This is a genomic window from Pseudomonas sp. REB1044, assembly GCF_038813925.1.
GTDB lineage: Bacteria > Pseudomonadota > Gammaproteobacteria > Pseudomonadales > Pseudomonadaceae > Aquipseudomonas > Aquipseudomonas boreofloridensis.
Map to the genome: position 1 here is coordinate 5,101,762 of NZ_CP046139.1, position 24,569 is coordinate 5,126,330.

At 59.6% G+C, this 24,569-nt stretch carries 15 protein-coding genes, 2 tRNA genes, 4 rRNA genes and 2 pseudogenes; 13 read left to right on the forward strand and 10 right to left on the reverse strand.

All coding sequences use genetic code 11. The annotated features are described in order from the left end of the window. The first annotated feature begins 8 nt into the window (after positions 1 to 8). Both GKC70_RS22975 and GKC70_RS22980 read left to right on the forward strand, forming a co-directional pair. A pseudogene (locus GKC70_RS22975) lies at positions 9 to 3,438 on the forward strand (amino acid adenylation domain-containing protein). A gap of 33 nt (positions 3,439 to 3,471) precedes the next feature. Beyond that, the gene (locus GKC70_RS22980) at positions 3,472 to 3,939 is read left to right on the forward strand and encodes an SRPBCC family protein (RefSeq protein WP_039582467.1); all 468 of its coding nucleotides are present in this window, start codon (positions 3,472 to 3,474) and stop codon (positions 3,937 to 3,939) included. A gap of 67 nt (positions 3,940 to 4,006) precedes the next feature. Here GKC70_RS22980 and rrf (GKC70_RS22985) read toward each other — a convergent pair. From rrf (GKC70_RS22985) to GKC70_RS23020, 8 genes are all read right to left on the reverse strand, one after another. Beyond that, positions 4,007 to 4,122, reverse strand: a 5S ribosomal RNA gene (gene rrf / locus GKC70_RS22985). A gap of 109 nt (positions 4,123 to 4,231) precedes the next feature. Further along, positions 4,232 to 4,347 (reverse strand): 5S ribosomal RNA (gene rrf, locus GKC70_RS22990). Positions 4,348 to 4,484: 137 nt separating this feature from the next. Beyond that, positions 4,485 to 7,375: ribosomal RNA gene (locus GKC70_RS22995) — 23S ribosomal RNA — on the reverse strand. Positions 7,376 to 7,629: 254 nt separating this feature from the next. Next, positions 7,630 to 7,705: transfer RNA gene (locus GKC70_RS23000), tRNA-Ala, on the reverse strand. A gap of 37 nt (positions 7,706 to 7,742) precedes the next feature. Beyond that, positions 7,743 to 7,819, reverse strand: a tRNA-Ile gene (locus tag GKC70_RS23005). An 86-nt stretch (positions 7,820 to 7,905) separates the two neighbouring features. Next, positions 7,906 to 9,441: ribosomal RNA gene (locus tag GKC70_RS23010) — 16S ribosomal RNA — on the reverse strand. The 16S, 23S and 5S rRNA genes sit together here with 2 tRNA genes alongside, the layout of an rRNA operon. Before the next feature lie 572 nt (positions 9,442 to 10,013). Beyond that, positions 10,014 to 11,234, reverse strand: coding sequence for a CaiB/BaiF CoA-transferase family protein (locus GKC70_RS23015; RefSeq protein ID WP_342650028.1), 1,221 nt, complete (start codon positions 11,232 to 11,234; stop codon positions 10,014 to 10,016). A 15-nt stretch (positions 11,235 to 11,249) separates the two neighbouring features. Beyond that, a complete protein-coding gene (locus GKC70_RS23020) occupies positions 11,250 to 12,431 on the reverse strand; it encodes an acyl-CoA dehydrogenase (RefSeq protein WP_342650029.1) in 1,182 nt (393 codons plus the stop codon). 163 nt (positions 12,432 to 12,594) lie between these two features. Here GKC70_RS23020 and GKC70_RS23025 point away from each other — a divergent pair, with 163 nt between their 5' ends. From GKC70_RS23025 to GKC70_RS23070, 10 genes and pseudogenes are all read left to right on the forward strand, one after another. After that, on the forward strand, positions 12,595 to 13,494 hold the full coding sequence (locus GKC70_RS23025) for a LysR family transcriptional regulator (protein WP_342650030.1): 900 nt from the start codon (positions 12,595 to 12,597) through the stop codon (positions 13,492 to 13,494). 428 nt (positions 13,495 to 13,922) lie between these two features. Further along, positions 13,923 to 15,043 (forward strand): annotated as a pseudogene (locus GKC70_RS23030) (Re/Si-specific NAD(P)(+) transhydrogenase subunit alpha). Between the two features lie 11 nt (positions 15,044 to 15,054). Further along, a complete protein-coding gene (locus tag GKC70_RS23035) occupies positions 15,055 to 15,375 on the forward strand; it encodes an NAD(P) transhydrogenase subunit alpha (RefSeq protein WP_039582464.1) in 321 nt (106 codons plus the stop codon). Continuing rightward, positions 15,372 to 16,823 (forward strand): NAD(P)(+) transhydrogenase (Re/Si-specific) subunit beta, encoded by a 1,452-nt coding sequence (locus GKC70_RS23040; protein WP_342650031.1) that lies wholly within the window; start codon positions 15,372 to 15,374, stop codon positions 16,821 to 16,823. The genes GKC70_RS23035 and GKC70_RS23040 overlap by 4 nt, the downstream gene beginning before the upstream one ends. A gap of 188 nt (positions 16,824 to 17,011) precedes the next feature. Then, positions 17,012 to 18,505 carry an acetyl-CoA hydrolase/transferase family protein gene (locus GKC70_RS23045; RefSeq protein WP_039582460.1) on the forward strand — a complete coding sequence of 498 codons (1,494 nt, stop codon included), beginning with the start codon at positions 17,012 to 17,014 and terminating at the stop codon, positions 18,503 to 18,505. 332 nt (positions 18,506 to 18,837) lie between these two features. Next, positions 18,838 to 19,050, forward strand: coding sequence for a DUF1127 domain-containing protein (locus GKC70_RS23050; protein WP_029612296.1), 213 nt, complete (start codon positions 18,838 to 18,840; stop codon positions 19,048 to 19,050). A 299-nt stretch (positions 19,051 to 19,349) separates the two neighbouring features. Beyond that, complete coding sequence (locus tag GKC70_RS23055) at positions 19,350 to 19,667, forward strand: DUF2388 domain-containing protein (RefSeq protein ID WP_342650032.1); 318 nt, start codon at positions 19,350 to 19,352, stop codon at positions 19,665 to 19,667. A gap of 79 nt (positions 19,668 to 19,746) precedes the next feature. Further along, positions 19,747 to 20,040, forward strand: coding sequence for a DUF2388 domain-containing protein (locus GKC70_RS23060; RefSeq protein WP_029612293.1), 294 nt, complete (start codon positions 19,747 to 19,749; stop codon positions 20,038 to 20,040). Between the two features lie 36 nt (positions 20,041 to 20,076). Further along, positions 20,077 to 20,397, forward strand: coding sequence for a DUF2388 domain-containing protein (locus GKC70_RS23065; RefSeq protein WP_029612292.1), 321 nt, complete (start codon positions 20,077 to 20,079; stop codon positions 20,395 to 20,397). Next, positions 20,394 to 22,352 carry a DUF4105 domain-containing protein gene (locus GKC70_RS23070; protein ID WP_342650033.1) on the forward strand — a complete coding sequence of 653 codons (1,959 nt, stop codon included), beginning with the start codon at positions 20,394 to 20,396 and terminating at the stop codon, positions 22,350 to 22,352. Before GKC70_RS23065 ends, GKC70_RS23070 begins: the two co-directional genes overlap by 4 nt. Before the next feature lie 9 nt (positions 22,353 to 22,361). Here the strand turns inward: GKC70_RS23070 and GKC70_RS23075 are convergent, their stop codons facing one another. Then, positions 22,362 to 22,730, reverse strand: a complete 369-nt coding sequence (locus tag GKC70_RS23075; RefSeq protein ID WP_342650034.1) for a DUF4870 domain-containing protein — start codon at positions 22,728 to 22,730, stop codon at positions 22,362 to 22,364. Positions 22,731 to 22,756: 26 nt separating this feature from the next. Next, entirely contained in the window at positions 22,757 to 23,479 is a 723-nt protein-coding gene (gene rph / locus GKC70_RS23080; RefSeq protein WP_029612290.1) for a ribonuclease PH, read from the reverse strand. A gap of 221 nt (positions 23,480 to 23,700) precedes the next feature. Here rph and GKC70_RS23085 point away from each other — a divergent pair, with 221 nt between their 5' ends. After that, entirely contained in the window at positions 23,701 to 24,564 is an 864-nt protein-coding gene (locus tag GKC70_RS23085; protein ID WP_317871790.1) for a YicC/YloC family endoribonuclease, read from the forward strand. Positions 24,565 to 24,569: the final 5 nt, after the last annotated feature.

Here is a 24,569-nt window from a genome sequence, read left to right on the forward strand (position 1 = left end):
AGCTGCGCATGCGACGTCTCAACATCATTCTGGTCGGCATCAGCCCGGCGCTGCACGCACTGGCGCAGATGCTCGACGATCACGGCCATGCCTGCGTGCTGACCGAAACCCCGGCGGCGCTACGTCAGGCGCTGAGCGCAACGCACTCGCTGGCATTGGACGATGGCAGCCTGGCGCTGTCCTCCAGCGACTGGCAGGGCCTTGCCAATGCGCCTCTGCTGAGGCTGCGACTGGGCACCCATCACGCGACTACGCTGCCCGCACTCGAGCTTCTGTGCTGGTATGGCAGCGCCACGGCGCAGCGTCTGATCGCACGGGTGGCGCTGGCGGCACCCGTTTCAGGCAACGGCCAGCACGTGCGCGCAGAGGCTCTGCAGGTCATTGCCGAGCAGGTCACCCTGCTGAGCACCCGACTGGCCCGCGATGCCTGTGCGCTTCGCGAGATGCCCACAGCGCTGGCTGGGCTGCATGAGCGCGAGCATGGACTGCAGTGGCTGGAGTCGCTGGCGTTCCATCACCCCTTCAACCGCACACAGCGCGCAGACCTGCTGGAGCAAGCTGAAGGCGACTTGATGCAGTACCTGGAGCAGGGCCTGCGCCAAGCGCCACACAGACCCGCTCTCAATAGCAATGGCGAACGTATTGGCTATCGCGAACTGCACGGGCTAGCCGCGGCAGTGCAGCAGGCGCTGTTGCCGCTGCTGCCCGAACACGCTGACCAGCCTGCGGTAGTGGGTGTGTGCATGGCCAAGTCACCCGCCCTCTATGCAAGCCTGCTGGCCGTGCTGGGTTGCGGCGCTATCTACCTGCCACTGGACCCTGCAACCCCCGCTGATCGTCGCCGACGCGTTCTCGAGGACGCCGGCGCGCAGGTGCTGCTGCACGATGGCACGGCGCAGACAGCCGTACCTTCGCTGGATGTAAGCCAATTGTCGTCGGCCCAGGGGGCGGACGTGCTTTCGCTGCAGCTACGTTCTGGTGAGCCAGACCGCGCTTGCGTGGCGATCTACACCTCCGGCACTACCGGGCAGCCCAAGGGCGTGCTGCTCAGCCAGCGCAACCTCTTGCACTTCATCGCCTGGTATCGCGAGCATGTCGAACTGGATGCCGACAGTCGTGTGTTGCAGTTCTCCACCATCGGCTTCGACGCCTCGCTGCTGGATATCCTGCCCACCTTCGCCAGCGGCGCGGAGTTGGTGATTCCGGACGAGGAGCACCGCCGTGATCCACAGCGGCTGGTCACACTTATCCACAGCCAAGCGGTCAGCCATGCATTCCTGCCACCCGCGTTGTTGAGCATCCTGCCCAGTGACGCGCCTTTGGGTCTGCGGCACCTGGTGACGGGAGGCGATGTCTGCGAGCCGGAGGTGATCGCGCGCTACAGCCAGCAGTGCCAGATGCACAACATCTACGGACCGACCGAAACTACTGTGCTGGCGACCACCCGGGTGTTCGCTGTCGGTACGAGCAACCGAAACCTCGGCAAACCGATCGCCAACACTCAGGTGCTGATCCTCGACCCGCATCTGCAACCGGTCGTCGAGCAGACGCCGGGCGAACTCTACCTGTGCGGGCCCGGGGTCGGTCTGGGATATCTGAATAATCCGACACTCACCCAAGAACGCTTCGTCACCCTCGACCTGCCAGACGGCCGCGCTTTGCGCGCCTATCGCACAGGGGATATCGGCAAATGGACAGACCACGGTATCGAGCTGTGTGGGCGACTCGATAACCAAGTGAAGATCCGCGGCTTTCGCGTCGAACCGGAAGAAATCGAACACTGTCTGCGTGCAAGCGGACTGTACAAGCAACTGGTGGTAGTGATCGACGAGCAGCGGCGGGTGCTGGCGTTCATGGCGCAGCCCGCTGCCCAGAATGCCCTGACAGCGCTGCGCCAACACGCCGAAGCACATCTACCGGATTACATGCGCCCAGTGTTCTATCAGGTGTTGGAGCGGATGCCGTTCACGGCCAACGGCAAGGTCGACCGCCAGGCCCTACGGGCGCGACCGCTGGCGTTGCCTCTCAGCGCACGGGTCGGCCCCAGCACCGCCACCGAGCAGCGTCTGCTGGTGCTGTGGAGCGAACTGCTGGAGCTGGCAGAGGCGGACATTTCCGTGGACGACAGCTTCTTCAACCTCGGCGGCCATTCCATTCTGCTCTCCCGGCTATTGCTGGAGGTGCGTCAGCTGTTTGGCTGCGGGGTTGCCATCAACCGCTTCATCGAGCAGCCGACGCTGCAACGGCTGGCGGCGCTGCTCGACGGTGAAGAGGGGGGACCGACGCGGGCTTGGACCGCCTGGAGCAGGACGCCAATCGGCCGCTGGATCTGCACGTGCTGCCCTTGGAGGCCATGGGCGATGTCCACAAGGTCATCGTCACCGGCGCCAACAGTTTCCTCGGCGTCCACTTGGTCGAAGCGCTGCTCGACTGGGGAGCTACGGAGGTGGCGTGCCTGGTGCGCAGCAGCGCTGAGCAGACGGCCAACGAACGCTTTGCCCAAGCCATGCGCGATAACCAGCTGGACTTCGACCTGACACGGGTGCGGGTGCTTGCCGCGGATCTGCGCCACCCGCGATTGGGGCTTGGCGAGGCGGATTACGATGACCTTGATCTGAACTTCGGTGCCTTGCTGCACAACGCAGCGCAGGTCAATCACGTGCTGGATTACCAAGCACTGGCTGTGGATAACATCGAGCCGCTGTTCGAATGCCTGCGGCTGTGCGAAGGACGGCGCAAGAAGATCTTCAACTTCGTCTCGACACTGTCAGCCTGCAGCGCGGTGAGCGGCGATGGGCGTGTCCTGGAACAAGACCCGGCCGTCACGCCGCCCATCTACCTGCGCAATGGTTACAACCTGAGCAAATGGGTTGGCGAGCGCATTCTGCATCGTGCTCGTGAGGCGGGCGTACGGGTGAATCTGTTCCGGCCTGGCAACATCACCTTCGACAGTCGTAATGGCGTCTGTCAGCCACACCGTAATCGCTTGATGCTGATGCTCAAGGGTTCACTGCAATTGGGTCAGGCCCCCACCTGGAGATCGATTTCGACCTCATGCCGGTGGACTTCCTCAGCCGCTTCATCGCCTTTCACAGCAGCCGGTACCAGCCTGGGCACTGTGTCTTCAATCTGCACAACCCCGAGCCCCTGCGTTGGCAGGACTACCTGGCTGCGTTTCGGGAACAGGGCCACGCCTTCGATGTGGTCGATGTCGCGCAATGGCAACGTCAGTTGGGACGGGTCGATCGCGACAACGCGCTGTTCGACGTGCTGGGCTTCTACCTCGAAGGTTTCGAGGAGGACATCGGCGATATCGCCGGTATCGAACATGGCAATGCCCGAGAGGGCGTGCGACGCATGGGCGCGTGCTATCCGGTCAAGGACACAGCGCTGTTGCAACGCGGTTGCCGCTACCTCAGCGATATCGGTTTTCTCTGACTCTTCGCTTTATCACAACAGGAGCAATACGACATGCAAGCACTCAAGCCCGATACCCTGATTCGCAATCCACAAGGTTGCCTGGTGGTCTCCAGCGTGGACATTACCGCACCGGCCTCCGCTGTGTGGAGCATGGTGGGCAACTTCGCTGGCTTTCCAGTGTTCATCCCGGCCCTCTCGCATATCGAGATGACCGGCAGCGGGGTGCGCTCGGTACGCAAGAAGCTGTTCAAGGACGGTCATGTGGTGATCGAGCAGTTGAACTCGCGGGATGACGAAGCGATGCACATGACGTGGAGCCTGATCTATACCAGCCTGAATATCGGCAATTTGTGGGCAGCCATGCAGGTCGAGCACATTGACGCCCAATCCAGCCGAGCGACTTGGACTATCCAGGCAGAGCCTTGGGAAGGAGGACCGCAGGCGCTACCGGAATTCCAGGCTTTCTTGCAGGGCTTTGCCGATCAGGCGATGGGCAACGTACGTAATCTGCTGACCTGACCTGACAGATCCCCCAGAAAGACAAAACCCCTACCTGCTTACGCAGATAGGGGTTTTGCGAAATGAATCTTGACGATGACCTACTCTCACATGGGGAAACCCCACACTACCATCGGCGATGCATCGTTTCACTGCTGAGTTCGGGATGGGATCAGGTGGTTCCAATGCTCTATGGTCGTCAAGAAATTCTGTGTGCAGGCCCGTCCCAAGGACGTGTCTGCGAATCTCTGTAGTCTCTACTTAAAGACAAAACCCCTACCTGCTCACGCAGATAGGGGTTTTGCGAAATGAATCTTGACGATGACCTACTCTCACATGGGGAAACCCCACACTACCATCGGCGATGCATCGTTTCACTGCTGAGTTCGGGATGGGATCAGGTGGTTCCAATGCTCTATGGTCGTCAAGAAATTCGGTTGCCAGTGCGCCCCTGCGGACACCCCAGCCTATTCGGATATGTGATTCTGTGATTCGTCGCGAACTTTCGGTTCTTTCGTCTTCACCACCACAATTCGGCGCTCACGCTCAAATTGCTTGGGTGTTATATGGTCAAGCCTCACGGGCAATTAGTATGGGTTAGCTCAACGCCTCACAGCGCTTACACACCCCACCTATCAACGTCGTAGTCTTCGACGGCCCTTCAGGGGATTCTAGATCCCAGTGAGATCTCATCTTGAGGCAAGTTTCCCGCTTAGATGCTTTCAGCGGTTATCTCTTCCGAACATAGCTACCCGGCAATGCCACTGGCGTGACAACCGGAACACCAGAGGTTCGTCCACTCCGGTCCTCTCGTACTAGGAGCAGCCCCTCTCAAATCTCAAACGTCCACGGCAGATAGGGACCGAACTGTCTCACGACGTTCTAAACCCAGCTCGCGTACCACTTTAAATGGCGAACAGCCATACCCTTGGGACCGGCTTCAGCCCCAGGATGTGATGAGCCGACATCGAGGTGCCAAACACCGCCGTCGATATGAACTCTTGGGCGGTATCAGCCTGTTATCCCCGGAGTACCTTTTATCCGTTGAGCGATGGCCCTTCCATACAGAACCACCGGATCACTAAGACCTACTTTCGTACCTGCTCGACGTGTCTGTCTCGCAGTCAAGCGCGCTTTTGCCTTTATACTCTACGACCGATTTCCGACCGGTCTGAGCGCACCTTCGTACTCCTCCGTTACTCTTTGGGAGGAGACCGCCCCAGTCAAACTACCCACCATACACTGTCCTCGATCCGGATCACGGACCTGAGTTAGAACCTCAAGGTTGCCAGGGTGGTATTTCAAGGATGGCTCCATGAGAACTGGCGTCCCCACTTCAAAGCCTCCCACCTATCCTACACAAGCAAGCTCAAAGTCCAGTGCAAAGCTATAGTAAAGGTTCACGGGGTCTTTCCGTCTAGCCGCGGATACACTGCATCTTCACAGCGATTTCAATTTCACTGAGTCTCGGGTGGAGACAGCGCCGCCATCGTTACGCCATTCGTGCAGGTCGGAACTTACCCGACAAGGAATTTCGCTACCTTAGGACCGTTATAGTTACGGCCGCCGTTTACCGGGGCTTCGATCAAGAGCTTCGCTTGCGCTAACCCCATCAATTAACCTTCCGGCACCGGGCAGGCGTCACACCCTATACGTCCACTTTCGTGTTTGCAGAGTGCTGTGTTTTTAATAAACAGTCGCAGCGGCCTGGTATCTTCGACCGGCATGGGCTTACGGAGCAAGTCCTTCACCCTCGCCGGCGCACCTTCTCCCGAAGTTACGGTGCCATTTTGCCTAGTTCCTTCACCCGAGTTCTCTCAAGCGCCTTGGTATTCTCTACCTAACCACCTGTGTCGGTTTGGGGTACGGTTCCCAGTTATCTGAAGCTTAGGAGCTTTTCTTGGAAGCATGGCATCAACCACTTCGTCGCCTAAAGGCAACTCGTCATCAGCTCTCGGCCTTGAAATCCCGGATTTGCCTAAGATTTCAGCCTACCACCTTAAACCTGGACAACCAACGCCAGGCTGGCCTAGCCTTCTCCGTCCCTCCATCGCAATAACTGCAAGTACAGGAATATTAACCTGTTTTCCATCGACTACGCTTTTCAGCCTCGCCTTAGGGACCGACTAACCCTGCGTCGATTAACGTTGCGCAGGAAACCTTGGTCTTTCGGCGTGCGAGTTTTTCACTCGCATTGTCGTTACTCATGTCAGCATTCGCACTTCTGATACCTCCAGCAAGCTTCTCAACTCACCTTCACAGGCTTACAGAACGCTCCTCTACCGCATCACCAAAGGTGATACCCGTAGCTTCGGTGCATGGTTTGAGCCCCGTTACATCTTCCGCGCAGGCCGACTCGACTAGTGAGCTATTACGCTTTCTTTAAAGGATGGCTGCTTCTAAGCCAACCTCCTAGCTGTCTAAGCCTTCCCACATCGTTTCCCACTTAACCATGACTTTGGGACCTTAGCTGACGGTCTGGGTTGTTTCCCTTTTCACGACGGACGTTAGCACCCGCCGTGTGTCTCCCATGCTCGGCACTTGCTGGTATTCGGAGTTTGCATCGGTTTGGTAAGTCGGGATGACCCCCTAGCCGAAACAGTGCTCTACCCCCAGCAGTGATACATGAGGCGCTACCTAAATAGCTTTCGAGGAGAACCAGCTATCTCCGAGCTTGATTAGCCTTTCACTCCGATCCACAGGTCATCCGCTAACTTTTCAACGGTAGTCGGTTCGGTCCTCCAGTCAGTGTTACCTAACCTTCAACCTGCCCATGGATAGATCGCCCGGTTTCGGGTCTATACCCAGCGACTAAGCGCCCTATTAAGACTCGCTTTCGCTACGCCTCCCCTATTCGGTTAAGCTCGCCACTGAATATAAGTCGCTGACCCATTATACAAAAGGTACGCAGTCACCTAACAAAGTAGGCTCCCACTGCTTGTACGCATACGGTTTCAGGTTCTATTTCACTCCCCTCTCCGGGGTTCTTTTCGCCTTTCCCTCACGGTACTGGTTCACTATCGGTCAGTCAGTAGTATTTAGCCTTGGAGGATGGTCCCCCATGTTCAGACAAAGTTTCTCGTGCTCCGTCCTACTCGATTTCATTGAAAAGAGACTTTCGTGTACGGGGCTATCACCCACTATGGCCGCACTTTCCAGAGCGTTCCACTAATCTCAAATCAACTTAAGGGCTGGTCCCCGTTCGCTCGCCACTACTAAGGGAATCTCGGTTGATTTCTATTCCTCAGGGTACTTAGATGTTTCAGTTCCCCTGGTTCGCCTCTTGCACCTATGGATTCAGTACAAGATACCTAGGTTATCCTAGGTGGGTTCCCCCATTCAGAGATCTCTGGATCACAGTCTGTTTGCCGACTCCCCAAAGCTTATCGCAGGCTACCACGTCTTTCATCGCCTCTGACTGCCAAGGCATCCACCGTATGCGCTTCTTCACTTGACCATATAACCCCAAGCAATCTGGTTATACTGTGAAGACGACATTCGCCGAAAATTCGCACGTCGCTCTTTCGAGCAGAACTCACAAATTTTACCTCAGCCTGATGTCCAGCAGTGAAACTGGTCATCAGTCTGTATCTATCACATATCCGAATTTTTAAAGAACGATCTGGCAAAAGCCAGAAATCAACATTCCAACGCGGCGTCAACGCGACGCGCGAATGCTCATTTCTGAGTTCTAACAGTGCTGTACAAAGGTGGTGGAGCCAAGCGGGATCGAACCGCTGACCTCCTGCGTGCAAGGCAGGCGCTCTCCCAGCTGAGCTATGGCCCCGTGTATCTGCTACATCTCGTAGGCCGCACCAAGTAATTGGTAGGTCTGGGCAGATTTGAACTGCCGACCTCACCCTTATCAGGGGTGCGCTCTAACCAACTGAGCTACAGACCTATAACAGGGTCGCGTTACAGCATCGTCTTTTCACAATGAATCAAGCAATTCGTGTGGGAGCTCATCAGCAGGCTGATGTCTTCGATTAAGGAGGTGATCCAGCCGCAGGTTCCCCTACGGCTACCTTGTTACGACTTCACCCCAGTCATGAATCACACCGTGGTAACCGTCCCCCGAAGGTTAGACTAGCTACTTCTGGTGCAACCCACTCCCATGGTGTGACGGGCGGTGTGTACAAGGCCCGGGAACGTATTCACCGCGACATTCTGATTCGCGATTACTAGCGATTCCGACTTCACGCAGTCGAGTTGCAGACTGCGATCCGGACTACGATCGGTTTTGTGAGATTAGCTCCACCTCGCGGCTTGGCAACCCTCTGTACCGACCATTGTAGCACGTGTGTAGCCCAGGCCGTAAGGGCCATGATGACTTGACGTCATCCCCACCTTCCTCCGGTTTGTCACCGGCAGTCTCCTTAGAGTGCCCACCATAACGTGCTGGTAACTAAGGACAAGGGTTGCGCTCGTTACGGGACTTAACCCAACATCTCACGACACGAGCTGACGACAGCCATGCAGCACCTGTGTCAGAGTTCCCGAAGGCACCAATCCATCTCTAGAAAGTTCTCTGCATGTCAAGGCCTGGTAAGGTTCTTCGCGTTGCTTCGAATTAAACCACATGCTCCACCGCTTGTGCGGGCCCCCGTCAATTCATTTGAGTTTTAACCTTGCGGCCGTACTCCCCAGGCGGTCAACTTAATGCGTTAGCTGCGCCACTAAAATCTCAAGGATTCCAACGGCTAGTTGACATCGTTTACGGCGTGGACTACCAGGGTATCTAATCCTGTTTGCTCCCCACGCTTTCGCACCTCAGTGTCAGTATCAGTCCAGGTGGTCGCCTTCGCCACTGGTGTTCCTTCCTATATCTACGCATTTCACCGCTACACAGGAAATTCCACCACCCTCTACCGTACTCTAGCTTGCCAGTTTTGGATGCAGTTCCCAGGTTGAGCCCGGGGCTTTCACATCCAACTTAACAAACCACCTACGCGCGCTTTACGCCCAGTAATTCCGATTAACGCTTGCACCCTCTGTATTACCGCGGCTGCTGGCACAGAGTTAGCCGGTGCTTATTCTGTCGGTAACGTCAAAATTGCAGAGTATTAATCTACAACCCTTCCTCCCAACTTAAAGTGCTTTACAATCCGAAGACCTTCTTCACACACGCGGCATGGCTGGATCAGGCTTTCGCCCATTGTCCAATATTCCCCACTGCTGCCTCCCGTAGGAGTCTGGACCGTGTCTCAGTTCCAGTGTGACTGATCATCCTCTCAGACCAGTTACGGATCGTCGCCTTGGTGAGCCATTACCTCACCAACTAGCTAATCCGACCTAGGCTCATCTGATAGCGCAAGGCCCGAAGGTCCCCTGCTTTCTCCCGTAGGACGTATGCGGTATTAGCGTTCCTTTCGAAACGTTGTCCCCCACTACCAGGCAGATTCCTAGGCATTACTCACCCGTCCGCCGCTGAATCGAGAAGCAAGCTCCTCTCATCCGCTCGACTTGCATGTGTTAGGCCTGCCGCCAGCGTTCAATCTGAGCCATGATCAAACTCTTCAGTTCAATACTGCTTGGGTTTTTAAGAAACCCTAAACTTGGCTCAGCAATCTCAAATGACTATGTGATTTCTCGCATGGCCACTTGTGATGCTGATAATCTAGGCGACGATCAGTCCATACTCACAAGCACCCACACGAATTGCTTGATTCGATTTGTTAAAGAGCGTTTGGCTAAGAGCGCTTCGTCTCAACCGAGGCCGCGCATTCTACAGCAGCCTTACTTCGTGTCAAGCGTTTATTTTGAAGTTCTTTCCGAGAAACTCGTTTAGCTTCAAACACTTGACTCGCTGCGATCTCTCGTAGCGGGAGGCGAATCATACAGCACCATTCGATGCTGTCAACTGCCTTTTTCACCGCTTTCAACCCGAGGATCGAAGCCCTTCGCACCGCACCGAACTCGATTAACTCGTTGATTCTCAAGGAGTTTCGCGTTCCGTTTGCTGCGGAAGTGGGGCGCATTATAAGGGGATCTGAACAGCGGTCAAGGCTTAATTTCAAATAACTTCAAATAGTTGAAACAAAGCGGGGCGGCCTGTCGGCCGCCCCGCTCATTTATAGAGAGGTCTACCACCCCACCTACACCACGCCGGCATCCCTCAACCCTTGCACGACACTCGCCTCCAGCCCCAGCACCTCTTCGAGTACCGCCTGAGTATGCTCACCCAGCAAGGGCGGCGCGTGACGGTACTCCACCGGTGTACGCGACAGCCGGATAGGACTCGCCACCTGCGGCACACTGCCCGCCAACGCATGCGGCACATCCAGCGCCAGCCCACGGGCCAGCACCTGCGGATCCTGGAACATCTGCGCCAGGTCGTTGATCGGTCCGCACGGCACACCCGCCTGCTCCAGAAGGCCAACCCATTGCGCCGTAGTCTTGAACACCGTCACCTGACGGATCAGTGGGATGAGCTCCGCCCGATGCGCTACCCGCAGCGTGTTCGTGGCAAACCGCGGGTCGTCCGCCCACTGGGGCTGACCCGCCACCTCAGCGAACTTGCGGAACTGCCCATCGTTCCCCACGGTAAGAATGAAATCGCCGTCTGCAGTGGGAAAGTCCTGGTAGGGAACGATGTTGGGGTGCGCGTTACCCAGCCGCTTCGGTGCAACGCCGGTGGTCAGGTAGTTCATCGCCTGATTCGCCAGACACGCCACTTGCACATCCAGCAACGCCATATCGATATGCTGGCCTTCGCCCGCCTGGTCGCGATGGCCAAGCGCAGCCAGAATCGCAACCGTGGAATACAAGCCCGTCAGGATATCCGTCAGCGCCACCCCGACTTTTATCGGTCCCGCGCCTTCCTCGCCCTCATGGCGCCCGGTCAGGCTCATCAACCCGCCCAGTCCCTGAATCATGAAATCGTAGCCCGCTCTTTTGGCATACGGACCGGTCTGGCCAAAGCCTGTGATCGAACAATAGATAAGGTGGGGGTTGACCGTCTTCAGGCTGTGATAATCCAGCCCATAGCTGGCCAGACCGCCCACCTTGAAGTTTTCGATGACGATATCGGACTTGGCCGCCAGTTCACGTACCAGGCGCTGACCCTCGGGCTGGGTGAAATCAATCGTGACCGAGCGCTTGTTGCGATTAGCAGACAGGTAATAAGCAGCTTCACTGGTACTCTCGCCCTGCGCATCCTTGAGGAAGGGCGGCCCCCAGGCGCGTGTATCGTCGCCACTGCCGGGACGCTCGACCTTGATCACATCCGCGCCCAAGTCGGCAAGAATCTGCCCACACCAAGGTCCGGCGAGCACCCGAGACAGATCCAACACCCGCAGGTGAGAAAGCGCTCCCATGGCCTGCTCCTTCTATTAATAGAACGCCTGGATGCCAGTCTGGGCACGCCCGAGGATCAGCGCATGAATGTCATGGGTACCTTCATAGGTGTTGACCACTTCGAGGTTGACCAGATGCCGGGCCACACCGAACTCGTCGGAAATACCATTACCGCCAAGCATGTCGCGGGCCAGACGGGCGATTTCCAGCGCCTTGCCGCAGGAATTGCGCTTCATGATCGAGGTGATTTCCACCGCGGCCGTGCCCTCATCCTTCATCCGCCCCAGACGCAGACAGCCCTGCAGGCCCAGGGTGATTTCAGTCTGCATGTCGGCGAGCTTCTTCTGGATCAACTGATTGGCCGCCAGCGGGCGGCCGAACTGCTGGCGATCGAGCGTGTACTGGCGCGCGGTGTGCCAGCAGGCTTCCGCCGCGCCCAGTGCTCCCCACGAGATGCCGTATCGCGCTGAATTCAGACACGTAAACGGCCCCTTGAGACCACGCACGTCAGGGAAGATGTTCTCCTCCGGCACAAACACACTGTCCATGACGATCTCGCCAGTGATCGAAGCACGCAGGCCCACCTTGCCGTGAATGGCCGGCGCGCTCAGGCCTTTCCAGCCTTTTTCCAGAATGAAGCCACGAATATCACCGGCATCATCCTTGGCCCAAACCACGAATACGTCGGCAATGGGGCTGTTGGTGATCCACATCTTGCTGCCAGTCAGGCTGTAGCCACCCTCGACCTTACGCGCGCGAGTGATCATCGCTCCAGGATCGGAACCATGGTTGGGCTCGGTCAGACCGAAGCAACCGATCCATTCGCCGCTGGCCAGCTTCGGCAGATATTTCTGCTTCTGCGCCTCGCTGCCAAAGGTATCGATGGGCACCATCACCAAGGAAGACTGCACGCTCATCATCGAGCGGTAGCCGGAGTCGATGCGCTCCACCTCGCGAGCGATCAATCCATAGCACACGTAGTTCAGGCCACTGCCGCCATACTCCACCGGGATGGTTGCGCCCAGCAGACCGACCTCGCCCATCTCGCGGAAAATCGCTGCATCGGTACGCTCATGACGAAAGGCCTCGACCACACGCGGCGCCAGCTTGTCCTGGGCGAACTGGTAGGCGCTGTCGCGCACCATGCGTTCTTCTTCGGTGAGCTGCTGATCCAGCAGCAGCGGATCGATCCAGTTGAAGCTTGCTTTACCGGCCATGTGATGAGTCCTCTGCAGATGTCCGATGAATAGGGCTGGCATTGATCCTAGGTCCGAATTGGCAGCACGACAAACGAGGATTGCGCACCTACCTGTGTTGTTTTCTCACTCCAAGAGAGCACAGAATCGCCTGAGCGACCCTTGATGAGTGAGATTGACGTACATGCGCCGGAAGATCCCTAGCACCGCCGCGTTGGTCTGCTTCGAAGCTGCAGCCCGCCACGAGAGCTTCACCAAGGCCGCACAGGAGCTGGCACTGACCCAGGGCGCCGTGTGCCGACAGATCGCCAGCCTGGAAAGCTTCCTCAACGTAGAGCTGTTTCGACGCTCGCAACGCGGAGTCAAGCTGAGCGAGGCCGGCCTTTCCTATAGCCGCCAGGTGGCAGCGCAGCTCGATGCGGTGGAGCGCGACACACTGTCGGTGATGCGCCAGCAAGGCGCCAGTGTCATCGAACTGGCCGTGGTGCCTACCTTCGGCACTCAATGGCTGCTGCCACGACTCAAGGATTTCCAGCAACGTCATCCGCAGGTGACGGTCAACCTGACCAACCGTACTCGGCCCTTCCTGTTCGCCGACACACCTTTTGATGCGGCCATCTACTTCGGCGATGCCGACTGGTCTGGCACCCAATCGCACCGGTTGATGGGCGAGAACCCTGTGCCGGTGTGCTGTCCGCACTGGCTCGAAAAGCAAGACTGCATCGAGCCGGGAGAAATCGCACAGCTACCCTTGCTGCAGCAGACCACTCGCCCCTACGCGTGGCGACAGTGGTTCACCAGCCTCGGCATGACCGTTGAGCGGGACATGACCGGGCCGCGCTATGAACTGTTCTCAATGTTGGCCCAGGCGGCCATGCACCAGATGGGCATTGCATTGATTCCCCCTTTCCTCATCCAACGCGAGCTGGAGGAAGGACGCCTGGTGGTCGCAAACAGGCATGTGCTGACCAGCGACAAGGCCTACCATCTGATGATTCCAGAGCGCAAGATCGAGTCGGCTTCGCTTCGTGCTTTCCGCGATTGGCTGATAGGTCAAGCGCACGCCTACACCCGTCTCATGTAGCCCGCCTGTGCTGTAGTTCCTAGTCAAATAAACCTACAGATGTATGGATATGTCGCCTATCCATAAACAATCTTATGACTTCGACGAAATCTCTGAACGCCCCGCACAGCGTGAGCTAGAGGTGACATTTACGACATTCACCAATCTGTGAGCGAAACACAGGAAAAAATCTCGTTTTCCTCATCTATGATGCGAATGTCCCATTCTAGACGCGTCGAAGCCCATGCATTGCGACACATGGTCACAGTGTGACTTGTAGTTTTAACTTCGTTTCGCTCCAGAACTGGTTGATGCCGTTTCGGTTCCTCTGCAAAATGCCTCGCCCGCCCTGGAACCGGCGGTATGCATGCTCAACGACCGCTCCAGCCGCACCACCCGAAGTGGGCTGGAAATCAACAATGACAAAGGTCACCGCAGGAGAAAAAGTCGTGCACATTGGTGTTCCTCTCGAGACGCAGACGGGTGAGACGAGGGTCGCTGCGACCCCGGAAACCATCAAGAAACTGGTTGGCCAAGGCCATCGGATCACCGTCGAACGTGGGGCCGGGCTCAAGGCCAGCATTCCGGATACAGCCTATGAAGCCGCAGGCGCCACCCTGGGCGAGGCCGCCGACGCACTGGGCGCACAGTTGGTGCTGAAGGTGGTGGCCCCCAACGACCAAGAATTAGGCCAGATCGACCCAGGTAGCGTTCTGGCGGGCATGCTCAACCCCTTCAACAATGATTTGATCGCCAAGATGGCCGATCGCGGCATCACGGCCTTTGCCCTAGAAGCGGCACCCCGCACGTCGCGGGCCCAGAGCCTGGACGTGCTGTCGTCACAAGCCAACATCGCCGGCTACAAGGCCGTGCTGCTTGCCGCTCACCACTACCCGCGCTTCATGCCCATGCTGATGACCGCCGCCGGTACGGTGAAGGCTGCCCGTGTACTGATCCTGGGCGCTGGTGTCGCCGGGCTACAGGCCATCGCAACAGCCAAGCGCCTAGGTGCGGTGATCGAAGCCTCGGACGTACGTCCGGCAGTCAAGGAGCAGATCGAGTCGCTGGGTGCGAAATTCATCGACGTCCCCTACGAGACCGATGAAGAACGCGAGTGCGCCGAAGGCGTCGGTGGCTATGCCCGCCCCATGCCGGCCAGTTGGATGCAGCGTCAGGCACAGGCGGTCCACGAACGCGCCAAGCAGGCCGACATCATCATCACCACGGCACTGATTCCAGGACGCAAGGCACCGACGCTGCTGAGCGCAGAAACCGTTGCGCAGATGAAGCCTGGCTCGGTGGTCATCGACCTGGCCGCAGCCCAAGGTGGCAACTGCCCCTCACCGTGGCCGACCAGGTGGTGATGGCGCATGGCGTGACCCTCGTAGGTCCGACCAACCTCCCCGCACAGCTGGCGGCCGACGCCTCGGCGCTGTACGCACGCAACCTGCTGGATTTCATGAAGCTGCTGTTCGACAAGGACGGCGCTCTGGCGATCAACCTCGAAGACGACATCGTCGCCGCGTGCCTGATGTGCCGCGACGGCCAGATCGTGCGCAAGAACGGCTGAGGAATACGACTATGGAAGACATGCTGATTTCCCACGGCATCTACAACCTGATCATCTTCGTGCTGGCGATCTATGTCGGCTATCACGTGGTCTGGAATGTCACTCCCGCGCTGCACACGCCACTGATGGCCGTGACCAACGCCATTTCCGCGATCGTCATCGTCGGCGCCATGCTCGCAGCCGCCCTGACCGTGACGCCAGCCGGCAAAGTGATGGGCACACTGGCCGTGGCATTGGCTGCGGTCAATGTGTTCGGCGGCTTCCTGGTCACTCGCCGCATGCTGGAAATGTTCAAGAAGAAAACCAAGAACGCGGGGCAGAAGCAACCATGAGCATGAATCTGGTCACCCTCCTTTATCTGGTCGCTTCGATCTGTTTCATCCAGGCGCTCAAAGGCCTGTCCCACCCGACCACGTCGCGACGCGGCAACCTGTTCGGCATGATCGGCATGGCGATCGCCACGCTGACCACCATCGGCCTGATCTACAAGCTGGCCGCGCTCTCGGTGGGCAACGGCGGCGCCACGGCAGGCATCGGCTACGTGCTCGTTGGTCTGCTGATTGGCGGCAGCGCGGGCGCGATCATGGCCAAGCGCGTGGAAATGACCAAGATGCCCGAACTGGTCGCCTTCATGCACAGCATGATCGGCCTGGCTGCGGTCTTCATCGCGATCGCTGCAGTGCTGGAACCGCAGTCGCTGGGCATCGTCGCGCTCATCAGCGATCCGATCCCGACCGGCAACCGGCTCGAACTGTTCCTCGGCACCGCCATCGGCGCTATCACCTTCTCCGGCTCGGTCATCGCCTTTGGCAAGCTGTCGGGCAAGTACAAGTTCCGCCTTTTCCAAGGCGCTCCGGTCCAGTTCGCAGGCCAGCACAAGCTGAACCTGATCCTGGGTATCACCACACTGGCCCTGGGCCTGCTGTTCACCTTCACCGGCCATTACAGCGCATTCACCCTGATGCTGGTGCTGGCCTTCATCATGGGCGTGCTGATCATCATCCCCATCGGCGGCGCCGACATGCCGGTGGTGGTTTCGATGCTCAACAGTTACTCGGGCTGGGCGGCGGCGGGTATCGGCTTCTCGCTGAACAACTCGATGCTGATCATCGCCGGCTCCCTGGTCGGCTCCAGCGGTGCGATTCTGTCGTACATCATGTGCAAGGCCATGAACCGCTCGTTCTTCAATGTCATTCTCGGTGGCTTCGGTGGCGATGCCGGTGCTGGCGCCTCGGCGGGCACTCAGGAACAGCGCCCGGTGAAATCCGGCTCGGCCGATGACGCGACCTTCCTGTTGAGCAACGCCGACAGCGTGATCATCGTCCCCGGCTACGGCCTGGCGGTAGCGCGCGCGCAGCATGCGCTGAAGGAACTGACGGAGAAGCTGACGCACAACGGCGTGACCGTGAAGTACGCCATCCACCCGGTGGCGGGGCGCATGCCTGGCCATATGAACGTGCTCCTGGCCGAGGCAGAAGTCCCCTATGACCAGGTCTTCGAAATGGAAGACATCAACGCCGAGTTCGGACAAGCCGACGTGGTGCTGGTGCTTGGCGCCAACGACGTGGTCAACCCGGCGGCGAAGAACGATCCCAAGTCGCCAATCGCCGGCATGCCGATTCTCGAGGCCTTCAAGGCCAAGACCATCATCGTCAACAAGCGCTCCATGGCCAGCGGCTATGCCGGGCTCGACAACGAATTGTTCTACCTGGACAAGACCATGATGGTGTTCGGTGACGCGAAGAAGGTCATCGAAGACATGGTCAAGGCCGTGGAGTAGCACTTTTCCTGCTGAACCGAGCGACATGAAGAAGGCCCCAGGAAGATCTTTCCTGGGGCCTTGTCGTTTTGCTGATCCAGATCAACGGCTCTACGACCGGGCTTCTCATACGACCATGGTCGCGGGACGGCCCCGGGCGAAATCACTAGACTGCGCTGCAGTAGCCAAGTAGCCCGAGATGACACCCCATGTACCGTGATCGTATCCGCTTGTCCTCCCTGCACAGCAAGGTAATGAGTGCGGCCGATGCCGCTGGCCTGATCGAGGACGGCATGACCGTCGGCATGAGCGGCTTCACCCGCGCCGGCGAAGCCAAGGCCGTGCCCCACGCACTGGCCGAACGGGCGAAAAAATCGCCACTGAAGATCAGCCTGATGACCGGCGCCAGCCTGGGCAACGACCTGGACAAGCAACTGACCGAGGCCGGCGTGCTGGCCCGGCGCATGCCGTTCCAGGTCGACAGCACGTTGCGCAAGGCGATCAACGACGGCCAGGTGATGTTCATCGACCAGCACCTGTCCGAAACCGTGGAGCAGTTGCGTAACAAGCAACTGACGCTACCGGACATCGCGGTCATCGAAGCCGTCGCGATCACTGAACAAGGTCACATCGTGCCGACCACCTCGGTGGGCAACTCGGCCAGCTTCGCGATCTTCGCCAAGCACGTCATCATCGAGATCAACCTGTCGCACAACCCCAATCTCGAAGGCTTGCACGACATCTATATTCCTACCTATCGTCCAACCCGCACGCCGATCCCGCTGGTCAAGGTCGATGACCGCATCGGCAGCACCGCTATCCCGATCGATCCGGCGAAGATCGTCGGCATCGTCATCAGCGACCAGCCCGACTCGCCCTCCACCGTGTTGCCGCCGGATCACGAGACCCAGGGCATCGCCAATCACCTGATCGACTTCCTGAAGCGCGAGGTGGCCGCCGGGCGCATGAGCAACAGCCTCGGCCCATTGCAGGCTGGCATCGGCAGCATTGCCAACGCAGTGATGTGCGGGCTGATCGAATCGCCGTTCGAAGACCTGACCATGTACTCCGAAGTGCTGCAGGACTCGACCTTCGAGCTGATAGACGCAGGCAAACTGCGCTTCGCCTCGGGCAGCTCGATCACCCTGTCGAGCCGGCGCAACGCCGACGTGTTCGGCAACCTGGAACGCTACAAAGACAAGCTCGTGCTGCGTCCTCAGGAAATTTCCAACCACCCCGAAGTGGTCCGTCGCCTGGGCATCATCGGTATCAACACGGCGCTGGAGTTCGACATCTACGGCAACGTCAACTCCACCCATGTCTGCGGCACGCGGATGATGAATGGCATCGGCGGCTCCGGTGACTTCGCCCGTAACGCGCATCTGTCGGTGTTCGTCACCAAGTCGATCGCCAAAGGCGGGGCGATCTCCAGCGTGGTACCGATGGTCAGCCATGTCGATCATACCGAGCATGACGTCGACATCCTGGTCACCGAACAAGGGCTTGCCGACCTGCGCGGCCTGGCACCGCGCGAGCGCGCCCGGGTCATCATCGACAATTGCGTGCACCCTGACTACCGCGCGGCGCTGAACGACTACTTCGAACGGGCCTGCGCGCGCGGTGGGCATACGCCGCACATTCTGCGCGAGGCGCTGAGCTGGCACGAAAACCTGGAAGAGAACGGGCGGATGCTGGCAGGGTGATCAGAACGCTTTCTAGCGACGGTCATTGCGGACGCACTCCGCGGTGGCCGGCATAAAACAGTTGGCCCAGGTCATACGAATAAAACTGTACTACTGTATTGCAATAACCCCCGCCCACAGTCATCCAAAATGCTCAAGCCCCTAAAATTTGCACCATAATGGCGCGCACCGGTACAGTTGCGCCAAATTCGAGTGCAACAGTGCCCACAAACAGTTAACTGAGCCCACGCAATACTGTTGAACTGTATCTACTGTACTGGACAAGACGAGAGGATCATGGGCACCAGTTAAATCACTATCTAGTCCCGCCATAAGCGGAAGGATGACACATCATGGAACGTACCCTCAGTTCCGGTCTGGTTTTCGACAACAACACTGAATCCAAAGCCTCGGCGCCACTGCGCGTCGTTTCGACCCTGCTGCTGTGGCAACGCCGCATCGCCAGTCGTCGTCAACTCGCTCGCCTGGATGCACGCCTGCTCGCTGATGCGGGTATCAGCGAATCGCAGCGCTACCAAGAGCTGAGCAAACCTTTCTGGCGCTAAGCGCTGGCGTGCCGGCACTAATCGGCACTGCATTCTTGAAAACCCGTCACAGGCAACTGTGACGGGTTTTTTATTGGGAATGGCAAAACCGTGCTGGACAGGTACAGTTCGAATGAAATTCGAAATAGCCGAAACAGTTTGAAGCGACCTTCCCTTAACATCCTGAAACAAAGCCCCGTGGTACGCTTGCGTCACCCGCCTGTTAGCGTGTCCGCGCGTGTCAGTGTGCCCACAGGTATCCTGTGCGGTCCCGCAAGCGTCCGAGTAACCAGAACCGTCCCTTCGCAGGAGCACCATCCATGTCCCGTAAATCCCTGTTCGGCGCCGCCCTGCTGCTGGCCCTGACCAGCGCCGCCGAGGCCAGCAGCTTCGTGGTCACCACCGATACCGTTGTTCGCGGGGTCGCAGCGTCCACCGACGCCACCTCTGACGCCAGTTCGTCGCTGCGTGACAAGAAAATTGTCGAAGCCGCACGCGACGACGCCGCCAGTTTCGTCGGCAGTCAGGGCGCCATTCGCGGCGCCAAGCTGGAAAGCGCCTTTGCCCACATCCGCGAGCAGGTGCCGACGCTGCAAGCGAGCGATGCACAATTGGCCCAGGCCATCCTGGCCTATTGATTACGCCTTCAGGTTCGCGCAGTCGGCGTTACACACCGACTGCACTGCAAGCCTCGCCAGCCGACAGAACGTTAAGCCCATGCGTTACCTGATAACCCTGCTGCTTGCCTTCGCCAGTGTGGGAAGCGTCCACGCCATGGACGTCACCACTCAGTTTCCAATCATGACCGGCTACGTCACCACCCAAGTGACCACCGCGCCGTTCGATCGCAAGATCGTGGGCATGGCCCGCGATGACGCCGCCACGTTCGTCGCCAGTGGCGGACAGATACGCAGCGCCCGTCTCCAGGCTGCGCTAGTCGAACTGCGCCGCCATCATTGGCTTGGCAATCACGACGACCTTGAACTGGCAGAGGCAATTCTCGTCCAATGATCACCCCTGACTCCTCGTATTCTTCGGAGATGCTCCATGCGTAAACCGCTGATCGCCGCTACCCTCGGCATGCTGCTGCTGGCCGACCTGGCCCAGGCACAGACCCTGGTGGCCACCAGCAACATCATCGTGCGTGCCTTTGGCCGCTCGATCGACTTCACCTCCGACACCACCACCTCGATCCGCGACTCCAAGGTCGTGCGCGAAGCCCGTGACGATGCGGCCAGCTTCGTCGCCAGCAACGGCGATATCCGCGGCGCTCAGCTCGAGGCGGCCTTCGACACCCTGCGCGACCGTGTGCCCGAGGCACGCGACGCCAGCGATCAGGTTCTGGCCGAAGCCATCCTCTCGCTGTGAAGCGCACGCGTGCCTGGCTGCTCGGCTGCGCCCTGACGCTGCTCGGCACGCCCGCCCTGGCGGACCTGCGACTGGACTTGCAGACTCACGGTCTCGACGCTCACCAACGGCAGGCGTCCCAGGCCTTGCTCGACGAGGCCCTGTCCAAGCTGCCGCCGACCTTCAAGCAGCGCCTGAATCGGCGAATTGCCGTCAGCTGGAGCGACCGCATGCCGGCCGATGCCTACGGGCAGGCGTCGCCCGTAGCCAGCCTGGAACTCAATCGCCGCTTGCTGCCTGGTCTGGTCGACGGCAGCGCCGCCACTGAAAAGACCCAGCGCCCCCATGGCACGGTTCGCGAAGAACTGCTCGCCACCGTGCTCCACGAGCTGACCCACATCTATGACCGCGCACGTCTATGGCAAGGTGCCGAGCGCTCACGCATCGCCCGCTGCAAGCGGCAGTACACGACGCTCGGCGATATCGGCCTGCCGCAGCAATGCCGTGGCGAGACCGGGCGCCGCTTCACCCTCAGCGACGATCCACGCTTGCTCGATCTGGCCGGCTGGCCACAATATGTAGGCCGTCGCGGCGAGCGCGAACAGCACAACGGCCAGTTGGTGCGCACGCCCGACGCCTACGAGTTGAGCAGCCCCAAGGAATTCATCGCGGTCAACATGGAGTACTTCCTCCTCGACCCGAGCTACGGCTGTCGCCGGCCGGCGCTGAACCAATACCTGCGCGAGCATTTCGCCTGGGCACCGGCGCAAGACACCTGCGCCCAGGGCCTGCCCTTCCTGAATGCCGGCAGCGACTTCGCCCGCGAGCCGCTGGGCGATATCGATCCCGAGCGCGTCTACCAGGTCGACTACCTGCTCGCCGAAGCCAACCAGAACTGGGTGAGCCGCTGGGGGCACAGCATGCTGCGGCTGGTGATCTGCGCCCCAGGTCGGCCACGCGGTCCGGACTGCCGCCTGGACCTGGACCGCCACCTGGTGCTTTCCTACCGTGCCTTCGTCAACGATGTGCAACTGTCCAGCTGGGACGGCCTGATCGGCGCCTACCCCTCGCGGCTGTTCGTGTTGCCGCTGGGCCAGGTCATCGACGAATACACCAAGACCGAACTGCGCAGCCTGTCGTCAGTGCCGCTCAAGCTTGATCGTCAGCAGATCGAGGACCTGGTGCGCCAGGCAGCGGAAATGCACTGGAGCTATGACGGCAACTACTACTTCCTGTCCAACAACTGTGCGGTGGAAACCCTCAAGCTGATGCGCAGCGGCACCGCCGATCCACGCTTGAGCGACCTCGATTCGATCATGCCCAACGGCTTGCTGGAAGTGCTCAAGGGCCGCGGCCTGGCCGATACCCACGTGCTCGACGATCCGCGCGAAGCCTTGCGCCTGGGCTATCGGTTCGACTCCTATCGAGACCGCTACCAGGCGATGTTCGAGGTGTTGAGAAAACAGCTCCCGATCCAGCAGACCGCTGTGGAGGACTGGCTTGCACAGGACGCCGAACAGCGTCGGCCCTGGTTCGCCCAGGCCAATCTGCGCACCAGCGCGGCCCTGCTACTGCTGGAGCAGGCCAGCCTGCGTCGCCAACTGCTGTTGGCACAGGATGAGGTCAAGCAGCGTTATCTGAACGCGGCTGCATTAAAGGACGGCAGCATCGACAAAGCCAATGCGACTCTGCAGCAGATGCTCGCCAACAGCGGCTTCCTCAGCCGGCCGGCCGAATTGCTGGAGTCGCAGGGCTATGGTCTGCCGCAACCGCAAGAGCGCGCGCATCTCGAGAAAGTCAGCAGCGAGCGTCAGGCGCAATTGCTGCGCCTGAGCACCGATCTGGACAAAGAAGTGAGAGCACTGCTGGAGCCCGCGAGGGCCAAGGAAATTGCCGCTATCGAGACCAACGTCAAGCAGATCGGCGAACATCTGAGGGCGTTGCACAAGGCAGCCGGCGGTTTGCAGCTGCCTTGAACGTAGCGGTTACTTGATCGGACGCCAGATGAACGGGTAGCGATAGGCTTTGCCTTCGTTCGCGCGAACGCCGGCCAGAATGATCAGAATCAGCGTCGCCACCGCGAGGATGGCGAACAGCACGATACCGATCACCACGAACATCAGCAGGAAGCAGATGAACCCGGCCAGGGTGACGGTGATCTGGAAATTCAGCGCCTCCTTGCCTTGGGCATCGACGAAGGGGTCCGCTTCGCGCTTCCAGAGCCACATCACCAACGGCCCGAGCAGATGTCCCAACGGCATCACCAGCCCGAGAAACGCACTGAAGTGACAGAACATCGCCCATTGCCGGGCTTCGGCGCTGACGGTTCCGATCGGTGGATTTGGCTCATTCATGGATCGATGGTCCTCTAGGGAAGCGCTCAGTCGGCCAGTGCGGCAGTCTGCAGATCGAAGATCTCGGTCATGCCCTTCTGGGCCAGTGCCAGCATGGCATTGAAGTCTTCAGGCTGGAACGGCGCACCTTCGGCAGTGCCCTGCACTTCGATGAAACCGCCAGCGCTGGTCATGACCACATTGAGGTCGGTCTCGGCGGCGGAATCTTCCAGGTAGTCCAGGTCCAGCACCGCCTCACCCTGGTACATGCCTACCGAGACAGCCGCGATCATGTGCTTGAGCGGGTTGCCGCCCTTGAGGCCGCCGCGCTTCTTGATCACCGCCAGCGCGTCGCACAGGGCGACCATGGCACCGGTGATCGACGCCGTGCGGGTACCGCCATCGGCCTGGATGACGTCGCAATCGACGTAGAGCGTGATATCGCCGAGCTTGCTCATGTCCAGCGCGGCGCGCAGGGAGCGGCCGATCAGGCGCTGGATCTCCAGGGTGCGACCACCCTGCTTGCCACGACTGGCCTCGCGCTGGTTCCGCTCGCCGGTCGAGCGCGGCAGCATGCCGTACTCGGCAGTCAGCCAGCCTTGGCCCTGACCTTTGAGGAAACGCGGAACGCCGTTCTCGACGCTGACCGTGCAGATGACCTTGGTGTCACCGAACTCGACCAGTACCGACCCCTCGGCGTGTTTGGTGTAGTTGCGGGTGATGCGGATCGAGCGAAGCTGATCGGCGGCGCGACCACTTGGACGTTTCATCTGGGATACCTGTACTGGAATGCGAATCAGGCGGCCATTATAGGGCTGCTAAACGCACGAGGACATGCCTAATGTCTCGGGCGTGCCATCCGTCGACCTGTCTGCTCTGGTCACCGGTGCGCGGCGAGGCGCGATTGGGCGCCGTCGCCGCACTGCGCTACAATCCTGCGCCTTGCAGCCGAAAGGCGCTCCGTCATCCCGAAATTCGCGAGGTTCTCCCCATGGTGCACAGCATGACCGCCTTTGCCCGCGTCGAGCGCGCCGGCAGCCAGGGCACCCTGAGCTGGGAGTTGCGCTCGGTCAACCACCGCTACCTGGAGCCGCATCTGCGTCTGCCCGAGGCCCTGCGCGATCTCGAAGGCGCGGTCCGCGAAGGTCTGCGCCAAGGGCTCTCGCGCGGCAAGGTCGAATGTACCCTGCGCCTGTGCGAAGAGAGCAGCGGCAAGCCGCTGCAGGTCGATCGCGAGCGCGCCGCGCAACTGGTCGCCGCCGCTGAAACCGTGGCCGGACTCATCAACCAGCCGGCACCGCTCAATCCCCTCGAAGTGCTGGCCTGGCCCGGTGTACTGGTGGCCGACGCCGCCGACCCGCAGGCGCTGAACGCCGAGGCCCTGGCGCTGTTCGACGAAGCGCTCGCCGAGCTCAAGGCTGGCCGTCAGCGCGAAGGCCAGGAGCTGGCACGGCTGATCGACGAACGCCTGGAGGCCATGACCCACGAAGTCACCACCCTGCGCGCGTTGGTGCCGCAGATGCTGGCTGCGCAACGCCAGCGTATTCTCGACCGCTTCGCCGACATGCAGGCCGAACTCGAGCCCCAGCGCCTGGAGCAGGAAATGGTGCTGTTGGCGCAGAAGAGCGACGTGGCCGAAGAGCTCGACCGCCTGAGCACCCATGTCACCGAAGTACGCCGGGTGCTCAAGTCCGGCGGTGCGGCCGGACGGCGGCTGGACTTCCTGATGCAGGAGCTCAATCGCGAAGCCAACACCCTCGGCTCCAAGGCCTTCGACCCACGCAGCACCCAAGCGGCCGTCAATCTGAAGGTGCTGATCGAACAGATGCGTGAACAAGTACAGAACATCGAGTAAGGCTA

Bases quoted from the DNA above. Each gene is read 5' to 3' on its own strand.
- GKC70_RS22980 (WP_039582467.1), top strand. From the start codon at position 3,472: ATGCAAGCACTCAAGCCCGATACCCTGATTCGCAATCCACAAGGTTGC.
- GKC70_RS23015 (WP_342650028.1), bottom strand. From the start codon at position 11,234: ATGGGAGCGCTTTCTCACCTGCGGGTGTTGGATCTGTCTCGGGTGCTC.
- GKC70_RS23020 (WP_342650029.1), bottom strand. From the start codon at position 12,431: ATGGCCGGTAAAGCAAGCTTCAACTGGATCGATCCGCTGCTGCTGGAT.
- GKC70_RS23025 (WP_342650030.1), top strand. From the start codon at position 12,595: ATGCGCCGGAAGATCCCTAGCACCGCCGCGTTGGTCTGCTTCGAAGCT.
- GKC70_RS23035 (WP_039582464.1), top strand. From the start codon at position 15,055: ATGGAAGACATGCTGATTTCCCACGGCATCTACAACCTGATCATCTTC.
- GKC70_RS23040 (WP_342650031.1), top strand. From the start codon at position 15,372: ATGAGCATGAATCTGGTCACCCTCCTTTATCTGGTCGCTTCGATCTGT.
- GKC70_RS23045 (WP_039582460.1), top strand. From the start codon at position 17,012: ATGTACCGTGATCGTATCCGCTTGTCCTCCCTGCACAGCAAGGTAATG.
- GKC70_RS23050 (WP_029612296.1), top strand. From the start codon at position 18,838: ATGGAACGTACCCTCAGTTCCGGTCTGGTTTTCGACAACAACACTGAA.
- GKC70_RS23055 (WP_342650032.1), top strand. From the start codon at position 19,350: ATGTCCCGTAAATCCCTGTTCGGCGCCGCCCTGCTGCTGGCCCTGACC.
- GKC70_RS23060 (WP_029612293.1), top strand. From the start codon at position 19,747: ATGCGTTACCTGATAACCCTGCTGCTTGCCTTCGCCAGTGTGGGAAGC.
- GKC70_RS23065 (WP_029612292.1), top strand. From the start codon at position 20,077: ATGCGTAAACCGCTGATCGCCGCTACCCTCGGCATGCTGCTGCTGGCC.
- GKC70_RS23075 (WP_342650034.1), bottom strand. From the start codon at position 22,730: ATGAATGAGCCAAATCCACCGATCGGAACCGTCAGCGCCGAAGCCCGG.
- rph (WP_029612290.1), bottom strand. From the start codon at position 23,479: ATGAAACGTCCAAGTGGTCGCGCCGCCGATCAGCTTCGCTCGATCCGC.
- GKC70_RS23085 (WP_317871790.1), top strand. From the start codon at position 23,701: ATGGTGCACAGCATGACCGCCTTTGCCCGCGTCGAGCGCGCCGGCAGC.